This is a genomic window from Oscillatoria sp. FACHB-1406, assembly GCF_014698145.1.
Taxonomy (GTDB): Bacteria; Cyanobacteriota; Cyanobacteriia; order Cyanobacteriales; family Spirulinaceae; genus FACHB-1406.
In genome coordinates this window covers 1-15,821 of the sequence record NZ_JACJSM010000014.1, presented here as the reverse complement: position 1 = coordinate 15,821, position 15,821 = coordinate 1, and the positions used below count along the sequence as shown (strand labels likewise).

Genomic DNA, 15,821 nt, shown 5'->3' with positions numbered 1-15,821 from the left:
TGAATTTTCCTCTGTGGGTTGAGAAGAGAGCAAGCGTTGAGTTTTCTTTCTACAGTGTAGGCGATCGCGTCCCCTTCGCGGGCAAACAGGACGGGAAAACAGTTCCGAGAAATTGGCACTCAACTGTCACAGTTGAAATTGGAGGCAGACCTACTACGCGCTACGATCGCATTAATAATGTTGGAGTCGGGTTTGACTATCGAACTTTATCAAGACGTTGAGGGTTTCTCCGGAACCGGCTGCGTCTACTTTCCATATAAACCTCAATGCGAGCTAATTTTATGCTTTTCACACTCAAAAAAGCCCTTCAACTCGATCTATTTTCTACCCTAAAAGGCGTTGTGTCGTTGCTTCGAGATGCCGGTCAAACCGATTCGGTGTATGATATTGAAGACGGCTTGAAAAATACGGCAGCAATGCAAGTTGCGATCGCGCACCTCCAACAGCAACCCGGAGTTGCTGAGATGATTCAAGAACGCTACATCGCCCCCACTCCTAACTTAGAACAACTCTTAAAACTGCCACCCGATTCGCTCGGATATGCCTACGCTTCTGCACTGACAGAGGCAGGATTCGACCCCAACTTTTATCGTAAAGTTCAAGTCACGGACGATACGAGTTATGTTCTCTTGCGCTTGCGTCAGACGCACGACATTTGGCACTGCATCACGGGATTTGAAGTCGAAGTTGAGGGAGAATTAGGACTCAAAGCCTTTGAGTTGGCGCAAACGCGGCGCACGATGGCTGTGGTTTTAATTGCAGGCGGGTTACTGAAGACGCTATTCAATTCTCCCGAACGTTTAGATAGTTTGCTCGAACATCTCGCGATCGGGTATAGAATGGGAGCGCAAGCTAAACCTTTCCTCGCGCAAAAGTGGGAAGAACAATGGGAAAAACCTCTTCAGCAGTGGCGCGACGAATTAGGAGTAAAAACGGTTAATGCTTATGTCCCTTGCTATCCAGATTAAGGCAATAACTTAAGAAGAAATTCTTGGCTAATTAGTAGGGACGTTCAATTGAACGTTCCTACTGTTGAAACGGGTTAAAGAGCGCCTACAAATTATAGCGCTACTGGCTTGTCAATATACGTTTCTAAACGCTGAAAATCTTGGCTGGTGGGCGCTGCCCACCCTACCAATATCCTAACCGAGTTGCGGAGCGCTATAAATCCATTTAGATAGATATTCATGCTCTACCTTGGGGGAGAAAACTAGACCGGAAAGAAGACGTAGAAAAGGTTTAAATAGAAATTCAAGAATCCCTTTCTTCTCCAACAAACTTGCGATACGACTCGCTTAACTCCTGCACCGCCAACTCATAAAACTGCTTCCCATGTTCCGGTGTTGCTAAATCCGGATTAGACCCCATACGTCCGTCCGGATAGGAACGGCGAAAATCCGCAGCGCTGTAAATCGGAAATCCCGAAGCAACTTCCGGAGAGAGGGGTGCAGTTTTAATCGCTTCGGGATAAACAAATTGCGTTAAAGCAACCTCACTCGGCGTTGCGTGGGAACCTTCTTCCTTACCATATAATTCTTGCGCTAATTTGTAAACCGAGCGGCACATAAACCAATTCGCAAGATGGCAGCGAATTTCTGCTGCATGAGTCAAGTTTAATTCCGAACAGCGATAGTAAAATTGGGCAAAAGCAGCCTTAAGCGTTGCAATATTACCGCCGTGACCGTTGATGAAGAAAAAGCGCGTAAATCCGGCTTTAGCAAGGCAAATTAGATAGTCTTCAAGGACGGTAATGAGAGTAGTCGGGCGCAGGCTAATCGTGCCGGGAAATTCAGTATGATGAAGGGCCATCCCAACATTGAGAGTCGGCGCAACCAATGCTGTTGTTGCCTCGCCGACACCGCGCGCGACAGCTTCAGCACAAATTGCATCCGTCCCGATTAAGCCCGTCGGCCCGTGTTGTTCGGTAGAACCGATGGGAATAATAATGCCTCGCGATTGTTCGAGGTAGGTTTCAACTTCTGGCCAGGTGCTGAGATGTAAGAGCATCTTTTTTGAGGTGCGTTAAGATTCTTATCTTACGATAGCGCGATCGCGAAATTGTCGTATAAGAATCAAAGGAAACAATTCGGTTGCTTCTCTAGTATTGTCAACGAGCGCAGAGCGATTAAAGCGGTGAGTTCATGTTAGTCCAAGTCACGATCGAAAACTTGCTATCTTTTAAGGAAGAAACGACTTTTAGTCTGCGGGGAGTTAGGCGTGATGAACATCATACCAATCATCTCGCGATCGATGCAGCCGGAAAAGGAATATCTGTGTTACCAATTTCTGCAATTTACGGAGCCAATGCCGCCGGAAAATCGAATTTAATTGAAGCGATCGGTTTTGCACAAGATTTGATTGTAGAAGGAACGCGCAGCGATAGACTCATTCCTATCGCTCCCTTTAAATTGAGCAACGATCGATTGAGTCCGAGTAAAATTGAATTCAAGTTTACTCATCAAGGTTTTTTGTATTCTTACGGCTTTAAATTAAATCGAGAGCGAATCTTTGAAGAGTGGCTTGATGCAACGTCTCTCGCTGGAAATAAACGAGAAAAATTAGTGTTTGAACGAACCACCTCAGAAGATAAGGAAACTGAAGTAGAGTTTGGTACAATTTTGCGGGGTAGGAGTAAAAAACAAGCACAATTCCTAGAGTTTGTTGCCCAAGGAACTCGCCCCAATCAATTATTCTTAACAGAAGCGGTCGAGCGCAATGTTGAAAAATTAATACCTGTAATTGATTGGTTTAGAAATAGTTTGACAATTGTTCCTGCTGATTCAAAGTTTAGAGGTTTGGAACTTGGAGTATTAAATAGCAAAGAGTTTACTCATTTTCTCAACGAGTTTCTTAAACTTGCAGATACAGGAATAGCTTCTATTGGAACCGAAGAAATTGAATTAGACTTCGATCGTCATTTCCCCGATATTCCAAATGAGATTAGGGAAGATATTCTGCAAAGTTTTTTAAGAGCCGATGAAGATTCACTCGCGTTAATTGAAAGTAACTTTGTTCAATATTTTATTAAAAAATTTAAACAGAATCAATTGAAACTAATTCAACTCAAAACTCAACACTACGATGCAAAAGGAAATCTTGTTGATTTTTCTTTGACAGAGGAATCTGAGGGAACGCAGCGATTAATTCATCTACTGCCTATTTTATTTATGTTTCAGGAAGAAGATTCAGAAAAAGTAGTTTTATTAGACGAACTGGATCGCCGCTTGCATCCTCTATTGTCGCGTATATTGATAGAACTTACTTTAAAGTGTAGAGAGGCTAATAACCGAAATCAATTGATTTTTACCACTCACGATACCAATCTGCTCGACCTCGATTTGTTACGAAAAGATGAGATTTGGTTTGTGGAAAAAGATAAAAGGGGAGAATCGCATCTCTATTCTCTTGCAGCATTTAAAAATGTTGAAGGGCTTCAGATTGAAAAAGGCTATTTAAATGGTAGATTTGGAGCCATTCCATTTTTTGGCGATATTCGTCATTTAAACTGGCTAGATTGCGAATCAGAATCATCCGATAACAAGAATGGCAAAGGCAACAAAGATTGGTCGGACTAAATTAATCGACCGCGAGGAGAATCAGCGAGATGCAAGGCTTTTTATCATTGCAACAGAAGGAAGAGAAACGGAAAAGCAATATTTCTCCCTTTTTCACAGCCCTCGTATCAAAATCGAAGTTTTGGCTACAGGAGAGGATAACCAATCTGCACCACAATATGTTTTGACAAGATTAAATAAATTTGTCGAAAAATACGCACTTAGTTCGGATGATGTTTTATGTATCATGTTCGATGTCGATCGCTGGACGAAAAAGGAACTAAGTGCAATCTGTAAAGAGGCTAAGCAAAAGAAATATCAACTCTTGGTTAGCAATCCATGTTTTGAAGTTTGGTTGTATTTGCATTTAGACGAACTTAATATCACGGGGGATAGATGCGAGGTTTTTGAAAAGGAAATTAGACATAGGTTAGGAAGCTATAATAAAAGCAATTTAGATTTAAAATTCTTTCAAGATTGCATAGAAGTTGCCGTAAAACGTGCTAAAGATTTACATCCATCTGCACGGCAATATTGGCCGAACACACCTGGTTCTCATGTTTATAGAATTGTGGAAATTATTTTACAAGCACTTCAATCGGAGACGGGAGATGCCGAGCAACTTGAGGGCGTTTCCGACGACGTGCAATAGCATCCTATTTCCTCAGATGAGACTGAAGGGATTTAATAGAAATCTTAAGCAATCAAGTATTACGCAAGTGCTTCTTAAAATCGATTTTGACGGGTTATATAAGCACCTGAGCAAAATAAATTACCAACTTAAAAATCATGAAACCCTTGACTTTCCTAGCTTTGGAACCATAGCGATGTGTAGATGATTTTGCCTGAGTGGTTAGCGTTTTTCGTTTGCGTGAGGTACAGTTCCAAAAATCAAATCGGTAGGGGCGCGGGTTGCGAGGTCTCCTCGCAATTGAACGTCGCTCCGTAGGGGCAAATGGTATTCGCCCGCTGGGTGTACCTCATCCATGTAAACAACTGCTATATCTCGAATCCGAAACGACGTGGTTCTCTATCTTCTTCTGGTTTAATTTTAATAACTACGAATAAAATATTTATTTGTGTGACGTGCTGTACTAACTTAACTCTTCGATCCTCATTCTGACCTATTAAAATTAAGTAGTATGGATCTCGGTAAGATATTGATTCTATACGCAGATAGGAACTTCCCCCTAAGTTAGCAATATATGCTCCCACCTCTTCGTCAGCTTTTAATTCAGACTCAAATTCTTTAATCTCTCTAAGAAGAGATTGATACATTACATTAGCGTAGCCACTTCTCTCTTCAATTCCTTCTCGCGTACTTTTCTGAAGATGATCGCTTTTCTTCTGAAGGCGAGCTATATCTCGATTTATGTCGGAATTATAGTTCATTATCCTCACTTTAACCTTTGTTGTAGTTCATGAGTATTAATAAGCTTAGCATATAAGAAGGTAAAATAAGAACCCATCCTCCCCTCGCGCACCTACCGCCCTCATGTACTGCGATTACCTCGTTCAAATCCTCACCGCGCGCGTCTACGATGTCGCCCGCGAAACGCCCCTAGAATTTGCCCCCAACCTCTCCGCGCGCCTCAACAACCAACTGCTACTCAAACGGGAAGATTTACAGTCCGTCTTTTCCTTTAAGCTGCGGGGCGCGTATAACAAAATGGCAAACTTACCGCCGGATGTGCTGGCGAAGGGCGTGATTGCTGCGTCGGCGGGAAATCACGCGCAAGGGGTTGCCCTCGCCGCGCGCCGCTTGGGAACTCGCGCGATTATCGTCATGCCGGTGACAACGCCGCAGGTGAAGGTGGATGCGGTGAAGGCGCGGGGCGGCGAGGTGGTGCTGCACGGCGATACTTACGATGATGCTTGCGCTTATGCGCGTCAGTTGGAGGCGGATAAGGGCTTGACGTTTATTCACCCGTTTGACGATCCTCATGTGATTGCGGGGCAGGGTACGATTGGGATGGAGATTTTGCGGCAGTGCCAACAACCGATTCATGCGATTTTTGTCGCGATCGGGGGCGGCGGTTTAATAGCAGGTATTGGCGCATATGTCAAGCGAATTCGCCCAGAAGTTAAGATTATTGGGGTTGAACCGGTGGATGCGGATGCGATGTATCGATCGCTAAAAGCCGGAAAGCGGGTAAGATTGCCGCAGGTGGGGCTATTTGCCGATGGGGTAGCGGTGCGCGAGGTGGGAGAGGAGACGTTTTGGTTGTGCCAGCAGTACGTTGATGAAGTAATTTTGGTGGATACGGATGCGACTTGCGCGGCGATTAAGGATGTGTTTCAGGATACGCGATCGATTTTAGAACCAGCGGGGGCGCTCGCGATCGCGGGAGCAAAAGCCTACGCCGAACGCGAACAAATCGAAGGCGAAACCCTAGTTGCAGTCGCTTGCGGTGCTAACATGAATTTCGATCGCTTGCGATTTGTTGCCGAGCGCGCCGAATTAGGGGAATGTAGAGAAGCAATTTTTGCCGTTACCATTCCCGAACAACCGGGCAGTTTGCGAAAGTTTTGCGACTGCATGGGCAAGCGCAATTTAACGGAGTTTAACTATCGCATTGCCAGCGAAAAAGAAGCACATATTTTCGTCGGAGTTCAAATCCAAGATCGCGCCGATGCAATTAGAATGCGAGAAGGTTTTGAGGCTTGCGGGTTTCAAACGTTGGATTTAACCGACGACGAATTAACAAAGATGCACTTGCGCCATATGGTGGGCGGACATTCGCCTTTAGCGCACAACGAACTGCTTTACCGCTTCGAGTTTCCCGAACGTCCCGGCGCATTAATGAAGTTCATAACCGCCATGAGTCCGAATTGGAATATCAGCGTTTTCCACTATCGCAATCATGGGGCGGATTACGGGCGAATTGTCATTGGCGTGCAAGTTCCTCCCGATGAAATGCAGGAATGGCAAGCGTTTTTAGATGGGATGGGCTATCGCTATTGGGATGAGAATCAGAATCCGGCGTATCAGTTGTTTTTAGGGTAGTTGAATTTATGAGTTAAGTCGGGTGGGCAAGGCGATGAAGGTGTTTTTGAAAGATTAATTGAATTGCCTTGCCCATCAGCAAACGAGTGGTGTGCGTTAACCAATTTAAACGTTGCACTTTAAATCAAGCAGATTTATGGCAGAGCATTGCTCTGCCCCTACAGATAAAATTTAGTGCATCAGGATTAGGAATTGATATTAGCCAAAGAATAGTCCTCTGTGATCGAATAAACTCGCCACAGAACCATTGCGCCCTAACGCATCGGCACGACGAACCCCTGCTTCAGCATCAATCAAACCCGCACCGTATTCGTTGCTATTAAACCAACCGAAATTACGATTCGCAGTGCTAGTTAAAATGTTCCGAATATCCGATGCAATGAGAGAAGAGTTGGCACTCCAAACCAAAGATGCAACCCCAGAAGCATTGGGTGCAGCCGCAGATGTACCGCCGAAACCCGGATGGCGACTGTCGTAGTATTGATAGTAACTACCATCAATATGGGTGGAAGGAACAAATGTTGGTGCAACTAAGCTCAGACCTGTTCCATAGTTGGAACCCCAGCCATCAGGCGACCACTTCCAGGTAGAGCCACCAGCTGATAATCCTCCGCCTTCTGTCATATTTTTGGTAATCCGCCATCCGCGATCATCAACAGCACCCACAGCCATTACATTACTCAATTCTGTTGACCAGCGGGCTGGGTAATTAACTGGATATACATCGTCATTGCCAGACGAAAACATATAAAGGGTATTGTCCCGGTATGCAGAATTATTCATGGCATCTCGCTGAACGGTATCTTGACCAGTTCCTGGAGCGTATCCCCAACTGTTGTTAACTACTGCATTTTGACCTGTGTTGCGAGCGTAATTCCCAACATCAGAGAGCGCACGCTCCCCTGGAAGCCCGTCTGGACCAAAGATATCAGTGACATAAGTGCTGCTATTCCAGTTAATCCCTGCAAGACCTATACCATTATTCGCGTTTGCTGCCATAATTCCTTGTACGCCAGTCCCATGACCGTAAGATTTGACCGTTGAATCATCATCAGATTGTGATGGATCTGAAATAATTCGACTTAGATCTTGATGGTAATTTAGACCGCTATCAATATTCCCCAACAGAATTTGACTAGAGCCAGTTGTAAATCGCCACGCACCCGGAACATCCATCATCTTTAAGTTCCACTGTTGTGAAAATAAAGGATCGTTAGGAGTAACCCCTAGATTAAAAACTTGATTGTTCGCAAACTTCAACTGTTCGTAGCCTTGGAAATAAACTTCTTGACCCGTCGAATTAATTCGCATCCAATCAAAAGTCGTTCCGCCGAAGACAGCACGACGATTCTGGTCGAACGTAACATTGCTCAAATTAAAACTCGACAAGTCTAAAATATCCGAACCACCGTGTCCGATAAACACCGACCCTTCAGTCATATTAGAAAAAACATGAGAGTCGTTGTTAAAACTGCCTTTACGGATACTATTCGCATTCTGAAGATTGAAAGCCAGCACGCGCATAGGAACTTCCGCCGAACGCCCCCAGTTACCATTAGCATCTTGGGCTTGAGCGTAGACGCTGTAATTGCCAGAAGCAAGAGGTTGAGTATTGAGGTTAACTAATCCGCCATTACTGACATTTCCTAAGTCGGTAATAACCCCCGTACTGTTATGTCGAGCATACATCCGGACGTTATTAGCTGCTACATTTGTCGCCCAGTTAAATCGCAGCGCACCGCGTTGGAACACTGTATCGCTCGTGCCATCTCCCGAAGCATCGGTGACGGAGAAGCTGGTAAATTGCGGCCCCGTGACGACCGGAATACCGCGATAATTTAAGTTGTAGTTTGTACTGCCGTTAAATTGCTTCACGCGCACGAAGTATGTGCCTGCATTCAACTCTCGAATAATCGAATCAATGCTACTCCCACTCAGGGTAGACGAAGCCAGCATATTGCCAGCAGAATCAAGCAGGTACAAATCGGCATCGGAACTTAAACCAGAGATACTGAGTTCAACCCGATTATTACCGTTGAGCGTGAATCGATAATAGTCGTCAGTATCGAAAGGACTGACATACTCTCCTAGAGATTGCCAAGAGGAGGTTAAGTTAATATTACGAGCGGCACTGGTAATATTTCCGGCGGTATCGGTGCTGATAGTAAAATCGCGCCAATCGCTCCAGACTTTGCCATCAAAAGCGGAAATTTGAACGCGATCGTCACCTAAGTTACTTCCACCGACGAATCGCAAGCTACCGATTTGAGAAGCAGGAAGTTCAAGGACTTGACCGCTAGAGATGGGTATGCCGTTAAACGTGAAATAGCCGCCACCATTGCTTAAGTCTTGGAAGCGGTAATGAGTAATGGCATTGCCGTCGGGATCGCTAACTGTAAAGTTTGGGAAAATTGCTTGACCGGGGGCAACGGTTTGATGATTCGCATTGACAACTGGAGGACGATTGGGTTGAAGGATTTGCGCTGAGGTCGCAAGCGTGTAATTAGTGCTGCCATCAAAGCGATTCACTCGAACGTAATAGGTTCCCGGATTGAGATCTCGAGTAATGGAGTCTGGGCTAGTTCCAGATAGTGTAGAAACAGCAATAACGTTACCAAAAGCATCAAGCAAGTTCAAATCGGCATCGGCGCTCAAACCGGAAAGATTGAGATTAACCCGACTGAGATTGTTAATTGTAAAGCGATAGTAGTCATCGCGATCGTACTCGCTGACATATTCTGCGAGCGATTGACCTAAGATGATATCCCGCGCTGAGCCTAATGTATTGGGTGCAGAATCTGTATTAACATTGAAGCTTGTCCAATTACTCCAAAGATGATTATCTCGAGCGGAAACGTACAAGCCATCATCTCCTGGCGAACTGCCACCAACAAAGCGAACCGTGTTCAACTGACTGCTAGGAACGTAGATAGCCTGTCCCGCTGCTTGCCGGACACCATTGACAGTAATGTAACCGCTTGTGTTGCTGCTATTGCTGTCATAAAAAGCGTAATAACTGATAGGCGTTCCCTCGGGATCGATCGCAGAGAAGGATGGAACAATTGTTTGATAGGGATATGCGATTTGGTTGTTGGCAGATACAACGGGAGCGCGATTTAAGATTTCGACAATCCCACGAAAACTAACTGCCATTCCTGCATTGTTTACACTCGGTGCATCATTCCATTGTCCGGGGGAACCGTAATTCATTTCCCCAAAATCTTCACCTTCAAGAGTTGAGGTGTGATGCCAATTGTCTGGATTCCCAGGCAGCCAATTCGTGTAAGTCACCGGTTCGCCACTCACCCAACGGAAATTCCCCTCAGTCGCACCGTAGAGTTCGCTATCCGTCAGACCAATCCAAAGGCGCTCGGTATTCCCAAAGGTTGAGTTAAGCCATGCTTGTTCGGTAGCATTATTAATCGTCACCAAATTGCCCCCAGCCGCTCTAGCCTGACTTTGAGCGTTAGCCCAAGTATTTTGTTGGGTAAGGAAATAACGGTTGCCGTTAGCTGGGTTGGTATAAATGGGCGATGTTGGAGAGTTTTGGGGTTGAATATCGCCATCATTCGGCGATATTCCGGGATTTAAAGGTTGGCTCTCACCGCTATTAGGTAAGACGTTAGAAACTTGAGGTTGAACTCCGCTGCTATCGGGCAAGACATTAGAATCTTGGGGTTGCACTCCACCGCCATTTGGTGCAGGAAGCGTGAGGTCGTCTGAAGGAAGCTCTATCGGTTCGCCACCATCACTTGGAGGTACTGGATGCTCGGTTGGGTATCCTTGAGTTTGGACTCCGCCATTAGCTTGAAACGTTTGCCATTCCTCTCCAGAGAGAAAGATTGCTCGTTCGTAACCATCGCCATACAAAATCGCACCGGAACCCGCGCCGCCGGAGTTGAATTCTTGGATATAACCATCGCCAATACGAACAACTCCACTACTTGCATTTCCGACGTAACCCGCACCTCCGTAATGCTCTACTGTATCGGTAAAGACTTCGGCGATTTCTAGATTGGGTGCTTCAAAGCCTGGAGTGAAGGCGATGATATTAGTTTGTAGCGCTTCTAAAATCGCATGATTGGCTGGGTCATTTAAGGCTTGCTCGAGGATGCGAACTTGTCCCGAGAGTTGACTGAAATCAAAGTCATCTTTGAGGGCTGAGGTCGTTAAAATTTCGATCGCGCTATCAAAACGCGGATCCTCAGATTGCGAGAAAGCTTCGAGGAGATGCAAGCGATATTCTGGGTTTTGCCAGATTCTTTCCGTTAAAAAAGGAATGTCTGATTCGTAGGCGCGATCGATCGCATAACCAATCAAAGCTTGACCAATATCCGTCCCTCGCCAGTCGTTATCAGGATTGATAACTTCATCTAAATCGACGGCTTCCCCAGTTGCGCCGCGCACTTGGAAGACGATATCGTTGTAATCTTGGTCTGTCCAACCATCGGTTCGCAAGTCTTCCATCGCAAACGTATTGCCATCGCCAGTTACATCGGCAAATTGCGCCATATGGAAGGAATCATTGGGATTTGCCGTACCGAGGGAGAACAGCGGTTGCAGTTTGAAGGGTAAGTCTTCCCCGGCGCTTAAAATATCGTGGAGGCGCTGTACGCTGCCATTCGGAACAATCATCACGGCGAATCTATCCCCCGGATTCATCTCGAAGGTTTTCACGCCTACATACTCCCCAGCGTTGAAATTTCCTTCAGGGAGGTTGCCGCTAAATTTAGCGCCTTCGGTGAGGTCGGAAATCGCCACATGACCGAGGTTAGAATCGCTCAGGGCGCGGTCTGATGCTTCGAGGAGGAAGGCGCGGAATTCTTCGGGATTCTCGAAGTCAAAGTCATCTAAACCGTCGAGGTTAAAGATGGCGAGTTCGCCTTGATAACCGCCACCGTCATACAGGAAGTCAACGCCAACCTGTCCGCTCGAATCAACAGTAAAAACGCCCTGTTGGAAAACGGGGTTGGAATTGTCCGTCGTTATGACTGGAGGCGGCAGGAAGTCGTCAGCATCGCCGCTGTCATCGGGCGGTTCGAGGTTGTCAAGAGATTGGTCTGAGGTGAGTTTTAAATCGACATCGCCGTCAATATCTAAGGGTTCGCTTGCATCAACATCCGTTGGCGAGTCGGGCAAGCTATCAAAGTCTACTGCTGAATCGGCGAACAAATCGGGGTCGCCATCGGCACCAAAAAAGTCGATTTCTTGTAAATCTGCATCGTTGATGAGGGGATGCTGGGCGAAGTCGGTAATTTCGACGGGGTGAAAGTCGGGAATATCCGTGCTGTCGAAGTCGGGACTATCATCACCGCTATCGAAGTCGAGTAAACCAGAAGGGGTTAAAATGGGTTCGAGAACGAAGGTTTGACCGAAACCTTTGGTGGTTTTGCGAGACGGCTGGGGTTTACCGAAGAGACGTTGAAAGAAGCGCATAGATGTTGCAGGTCGGCGTATTAAAGTTAATCCGGCGAGGGTAGAAGCAAAATTATTGGATTCAATAGCTTCTATAGGCTTCTCTGGCTTGCGGCTCGTTTTTTACGCAAAACCCCAAAATTTGTTACAAAAGTTCACAATGAGAAGGCGTTGAGGGGCTTGAGGAATAGAAAAAACGCTCTCATAACAATTTTCCTGGATTTTGCACGGTTCCCAAAGAGGGCATAGCAGTGCGGCTGCCCCGGAGAGCGAAAACCTTAGAAAGAAAGTATAAAGTAGGGTAGGCAAAGCGATGAGGGTTATTTTTAAGAGATTCATTGAATGACCTTGCCCACAAAAACTTAGATGGTGGGCATTGCCAATTTAAAGTTGCACCCTAAATTTAAAAGTGCTGCGGCAATGCCCACCCTACAAATTGGCTTAGAAACGATATCCCATGACCCGAATTACGGTTCCATCTTGGGGGATATTTCCGGGGGAAAGGGCTAGGGTATCGCCAATGCGACTGACGGGGAATTCGGCGGCTAATTCCAAAAATGAGTCTACGGAGACGATATCGCAGGCGCTAGCATCGGCGGCTTGGGTGCGGTAATGGGTGGGAACGGCAATTTTGGGGCGAATGGCTTTGAGGGCTTGCAGGGCTTCTTCGGGGGTGTAGGCTTTGGGGCCGCCGCCGACGGGAATGAAGGCGATATCGGGGCGACCGATGAGGATTTGTTCTTCGATGCCAATCTGGGAGACCGCACCGCCGAGATGCAGGATATTCACTCCGGCTTGCGTCCAGCGCCAAGCGACATTTTTCCCAAATCTGCGTCCGCCTTCGCGGTCGTGGTTGAGTTCGATGCCCTGAAATTGCGTGTTGCGAACTTCAAATGCGCCTGCTTCAAAGAGAGTTCGGGGATTTCCGGGTAAATTCTCGGCTGCGCCTTCATCAAACAACTGACTGCTAACTAATACGAGGTCGGCTTCGACTTTTGGCAAGCGATAGCCTTTAGTGCAGCCGAGGGTGCGGAAGGGGTTGACTAAGATTCTCATTCCGCCGCCGGAGAATAAAAAGCAAGTATGACCTAATGCTTTTACGGTCAGGTTGCCTCGAGACTGCGCTTGCGCGCGCTCCCAGTCCGAGGTGGCAAGAAGACCGGCTGCGGTCAGCAAACTTGCGCCGCCGTAGCGGATTAACTGTCGCCGTTTCATTTTAATCGTCATTCCTTCGTCAGTTGTCAGTGTTATTGTAGGACGGGAGGATGCCGCGATGGTTGCATTTCAATTTTTGATGCGATCGCGGGTGTGGGGTAGGAATGCCTAATCGCAAGACTGGGAAGCGCGGGTTTGTGATGGAGGCGGTTAGTTAACGGGACTGCCTTCGGGGATATCGAGTTCGATTTCCGGCCCGCGATCGAGAACTTCGATGTCCCATTGGCCTTTGCGCGCGGATTCAAAGACGATGTAACGCCCGTTGGGGCTAATTTTGGGGTTGGCAATCCAACTGCGGTAGTTACCGCTGAGAATTTGCGATCGCCCGATCGCGCGGTCGTAGAGAGCGAGATCGGCGCGTCCCTGATTATTAATCAGATAGGTCATATAGCGCCCGGTCAGACTCAAACTGGGGGATTGAGCGATCGCGTCTTGCACCAGCAATCCCGGCAGTTGCACGAAGCGCTTCTGGCGGCGATCGTACACCAAAATCTCACTGCGACCGTTGCGATTGGAGACAAAAGCTAACCAGCGCCCGTCACCGCTAAGCGCTGGTTGTTCGTCGTTGTAGCGGCTGTTGAGGGAAGTCGAGCCGATGGGCGCGTCTGGAGTTTGACAGCCGACCGTCAAACTCAGTAACGTCAATGCGATCGCGTACCTTAACCCTCGAAGCGCCTTCATTTCCGCAATCGCTCGCTCTCCTTACTTCCCCGTCTTCTCAATAATCGAAGCGATCGCTACTGCGGCGCGGTTCGACTCCTTCATCGCCCTCATCGTACTCACCCTCGTCTTCTTCGTCATCCTCGTAAGGCTGACCGTAATTCATCGGGTCGTAGTCGTTCCGCGATCGCGCCGGAGGTTCGTCATAGCGAGATTCGCGCTTCGGGCGAGGGCGCTCGTCGTAATCCGAGTTATAGCCATTACTCGCTTCTTCTTCGCTCTCAATCGGCTGATAATCGACCGGTGTTGCATCGAAATCGGTATCGCCGGGACGCGATCGCCGCGTTTTCTGGCGGCCAGGTGGTTCGTCCTCAACGGTCTCGGGGCGAGAACGGCGCGATCGACTCGCCGCATAATCCGTTTCTTCGTAACTTTCCGTCTCGTTCCAATCCTCATAGCGATCGCGCAGGGGGCCGCTTGGCGCTGTGCGACGGTCGGGAGCGGGACGAGAACGCCGAGTTCTCTGGCTTTCCTCAGTTCGGGGGCGAGTTCCTCGGGAATTTCTTTGGGGACGGCGTTCCTCGGCTTCATAATCCGGGCGGCGATCGCGCGCGCCCTCCAAACGGCGACCCTCGTAAGGATCGTAATCATCCAACTTCGCCTCTTTCTGGTAAACGCGACTCACCGGGCGATCTTCATCCACAATCGGAGTCGTGCGCCGCGCCTGTTCGGTGGCAATTCCCCGCAGCTTAATCGCTTCGTAAGCAAAAAAGATCGTCGTCCCCGCCAGCAAAAACTGACCGAACTGAAGCGCCGGTTCCAAGCGCCAGCCGTAAAACATTAAAATTAAGCCGCAGACTAAACCGACTGCCGCAAAAAAGATATCGTGATCCCGCGACAGTTCCGGGCGTACCGATCGCAAAAAATATAATCCCGCTCCTGCGACTGCCAGGAAAACCCCCAACACGAAGGCAGGGCCGACTCCAAAATTCACCATAATGATTCTCCTATATCAGTCTTATCCTAGCGAGCTTTAACTGCAATTGTCCTATCGGGGCATAGCGATCGCTATGCCCCTAGACCTCTGACGCGGTTGAGCTTGCCTTCAGAGCGCTTAGCGGCGTTGAATTTTATCTTTCTGACTGATAAAGACCAAACCGGCAATTACGGGAAGCACGACAATAACTGTTCCCCAGAACAAGCTCCAAAAGAGGTTCGCGAGTGATGGTGTCATAGTTTTTTTCCAATGCGTAGGGTTTTTTTAATGACGATATATTTAAAAGTTTGTCACAAAACGAGACAATTAGAGAAAGCGGGTTCGGCTTTGACCCTCTGCGCCCTGCAATTCATGCACATCGCTTATAATAAAGCAAGTTTTTTAACAAAAAGTAATACAGTGACGCTTTATGAGTACCGCAGATTTTGGAATTTTGAGTCTCAGTCTTCTTCTCGGCTTAACCATCTTTCTTTTTATTATCCGCATCGTCCTAACTTGGTATCCGCAAGTCGAACTTAAGCGGTTCCCTTTCAACCTCATTGCGTTGCCTACCGAACCCTTCTTGATTCCCACTCGAAAAATCATTCCTCCCATTGGCGGGGTCGATATTTCCCCGATTATTTGGGTGGGCATTTTCTCCTTACTGCGAGAAATTTTAGTCGGGCAACAAGGGATATTAAAAATTCTGTAGGGCTTGGAGTGGAGCCGAGCTAGTCAAATTGGGAAAGTTAAGGTTAATCCAAAGAGCATTGATACCCTTTGCGGGTTAGCCCAACCTCTTCCCATGCTGCAATCATCGATTACTCTCGATCTCGAAACTTACGAAGCGCTTCAAAACGAACTTCATACCTTACGCCAGCAAGTCGAGGAGTTTGACACTCCCCGTACTAAAGTAACGGGGATTCCTGATTCAGCGAGACAACTTGCCAACTAGATTTGCGTCTAGTTGACAGAGGTCGAACTCTCCCCAGGC

Annotated in this window: 13 protein-coding genes; 6 read left to right on the top strand and 7 right to left on the bottom strand. The window is 47.3% G+C overall.

What is annotated here, in order from left to right:
* Window positions 1-281: 281 nt before the first annotated feature.
* Window positions 282-968 (top strand): Coq4 family protein, encoded by a 687-nt coding sequence (locus H6G50_RS14465; RefSeq protein ID WP_190717454.1) that lies wholly within the window; start codon window positions 282-284, stop codon window positions 966-968.
* 283 nt (window positions 969-1,251) lie between these two features.
* Here H6G50_RS14465 and H6G50_RS14460 read toward each other — a convergent pair whose 3' ends face one another.
* Window positions 1,252-2,007: a creatininase family protein gene (locus H6G50_RS14460; protein ID WP_190717452.1), complete on the bottom strand. Its 756-nt coding sequence runs from the start codon at window positions 2,005-2,007 to the stop codon at window positions 1,252-1,254.
* A 134-nt stretch (window positions 2,008-2,141) separates the two neighbouring features.
* Between H6G50_RS14460 and H6G50_RS14455 the strand changes: the two genes are divergently transcribed.
* Both H6G50_RS14455 and H6G50_RS14450 read left to right on the top strand, forming a co-directional pair.
* Complete coding sequence (locus H6G50_RS14455) at window positions 2,142-3,575, top strand: ATP/GTP-binding protein (protein WP_190717450.1); 1,434 nt, start codon at window positions 2,142-2,144, stop codon at window positions 3,573-3,575.
* Window positions 3,544-4,206, top strand: a complete 663-nt coding sequence (locus H6G50_RS14450) for an RloB family protein (protein WP_190717448.1) — start codon at window positions 3,544-3,546, stop codon at window positions 4,204-4,206. The genes H6G50_RS14455 and H6G50_RS14450 overlap by 32 nt, the downstream gene beginning before the upstream one ends.
* A gap of 347 nt (window positions 4,207-4,553) precedes the next feature.
* Here H6G50_RS14450 and H6G50_RS14445 read toward each other — a convergent pair whose 3' ends face one another.
* Window positions 4,554-4,946: a DUF6173 family protein gene (locus H6G50_RS14445; RefSeq protein WP_190717446.1), complete on the bottom strand. Its 393-nt coding sequence runs from the start codon at window positions 4,944-4,946 to the stop codon at window positions 4,554-4,556.
* A 103-nt stretch (window positions 4,947-5,049) separates the two neighbouring features.
* Here H6G50_RS14445 and ilvA point away from each other — a divergent pair, with 103 nt between their 5' ends.
* Window positions 5,050-6,561, top strand: a complete 1,512-nt coding sequence (ilvA, locus tag H6G50_RS14440; protein WP_190717444.1) for a threonine ammonia-lyase, biosynthetic — start codon at window positions 5,050-5,052, stop codon at window positions 6,559-6,561.
* A 198-nt stretch (window positions 6,562-6,759) separates the two neighbouring features.
* On the opposite strand, the gene H6G50_RS23875 is transcribed toward ilvA, so the two are convergent.
* The 5 genes from H6G50_RS23875 to H6G50_RS14405 form a co-directional block, all read right to left on the bottom strand.
* On the bottom strand, window positions 6,760-11,997 hold the full coding sequence (locus tag H6G50_RS23875; RefSeq protein ID WP_199302980.1) for a S8 family serine peptidase: 5,238 nt from the start codon (window positions 11,995-11,997) through the stop codon (window positions 6,760-6,762).
* Between the two features lie 420 nt (window positions 11,998-12,417).
* Window positions 12,418-13,203: an MBL fold metallo-hydrolase gene (locus tag H6G50_RS14420; RefSeq protein WP_347239938.1), complete on the bottom strand. Its 786-nt coding sequence runs from the start codon at window positions 13,201-13,203 to the stop codon at window positions 12,418-12,420.
* 138 nt (window positions 13,204-13,341) lie between these two features.
* Window positions 13,342-13,872 (bottom strand): PD40 domain-containing protein, encoded by a 531-nt coding sequence (locus H6G50_RS14415; protein ID WP_190717442.1) that lies wholly within the window; start codon window positions 13,870-13,872, stop codon window positions 13,342-13,344.
* Between the two features lie 37 nt (window positions 13,873-13,909).
* Window positions 13,910-14,848 (bottom strand): Ycf66 family protein, encoded by a 939-nt coding sequence (locus tag H6G50_RS14410; protein WP_190717440.1) that lies wholly within the window; start codon window positions 14,846-14,848, stop codon window positions 13,910-13,912.
* Window positions 14,849-14,965: 117 nt separating this feature from the next.
* Window positions 14,966-15,085, bottom strand: a complete 120-nt coding sequence (locus H6G50_RS14405; RefSeq protein ID WP_190717438.1) for a photosystem II reaction center X protein — start codon at window positions 15,083-15,085, stop codon at window positions 14,966-14,968.
* 172 nt (window positions 15,086-15,257) lie between these two features.
* On the opposite strand from H6G50_RS14405, the gene H6G50_RS14400 reads away from it, so the two are divergent.
* The gene (locus H6G50_RS14400) at window positions 15,258-15,539 is read left to right on the top strand and encodes a YggT family protein (protein WP_190717436.1); all 282 of its coding nucleotides are present in this window, start codon (window positions 15,258-15,260) and stop codon (window positions 15,537-15,539) included.
* A 93-nt stretch (window positions 15,540-15,632) separates the two neighbouring features.
* Window positions 15,633-15,782, top strand: a complete 150-nt coding sequence (locus H6G50_RS14395; protein ID WP_190717434.1) for a hypothetical protein — start codon at window positions 15,633-15,635, stop codon at window positions 15,780-15,782.
* The last annotated feature ends 39 nt before the right edge of the window (window positions 15,783-15,821 follow it).

Excerpts from the sequence above, each read along its gene's own strand:
- H6G50_RS23875 (WP_199302980.1), bottom strand. The coding sequence starts at position 11,997 with ATGCGCTTCTTTCAACGTCTCTTCGGTAAACCCCAGCCGTCTCGCAAA.
- H6G50_RS14420 (WP_347239938.1), bottom strand. The coding sequence starts at position 13,203 with ATGACGATTAAAATGAAACGGCGACAGTTAATCCGCTACGGCGGCGCA.
- H6G50_RS14400 (WP_190717436.1), top strand. The coding sequence starts at position 15,258 with ATGAGTACCGCAGATTTTGGAATTTTGAGTCTCAGTCTTCTTCTCGGC.
- H6G50_RS14455 (WP_190717450.1), top strand. The coding sequence starts at position 2,142 with ATGTTAGTCCAAGTCACGATCGAAAACTTGCTATCTTTTAAGGAAGAA.
- H6G50_RS14460 (WP_190717452.1), bottom strand. The coding sequence starts at position 2,007 with ATGCTCTTACATCTCAGCACCTGGCCAGAAGTTGAAACCTACCTCGAA.
- H6G50_RS14465 (WP_190717454.1), top strand. The coding sequence starts at position 282 with ATGCTTTTCACACTCAAAAAAGCCCTTCAACTCGATCTATTTTCTACC.
- H6G50_RS14445 (WP_190717446.1), bottom strand. The coding sequence starts at position 4,946 with ATGAACTATAATTCCGACATAAATCGAGATATAGCTCGCCTTCAGAAG.
- ilvA (WP_190717444.1), top strand. The coding sequence starts at position 5,050 with ATGTACTGCGATTACCTCGTTCAAATCCTCACCGCGCGCGTCTACGAT.
- H6G50_RS14410 (WP_190717440.1), bottom strand. The coding sequence starts at position 14,848 with ATGGTGAATTTTGGAGTCGGCCCTGCCTTCGTGTTGGGGGTTTTCCTG.
- H6G50_RS14405 (WP_190717438.1), bottom strand. The coding sequence starts at position 15,085 with ATGACACCATCACTCGCGAACCTCTTTTGGAGCTTGTTCTGGGGAACA.
- H6G50_RS14395 (WP_190717434.1), top strand. The coding sequence starts at position 15,633 with ATGCTGCAATCATCGATTACTCTCGATCTCGAAACTTACGAAGCGCTT.
- H6G50_RS14415 (WP_190717442.1), bottom strand. The coding sequence starts at position 13,872 with ATGAAGGCGCTTCGAGGGTTAAGGTACGCGATCGCATTGACGTTACTG.
- H6G50_RS14450 (WP_190717448.1), top strand. The coding sequence starts at position 3,544 with ATGGCAAAGGCAACAAAGATTGGTCGGACTAAATTAATCGACCGCGAG.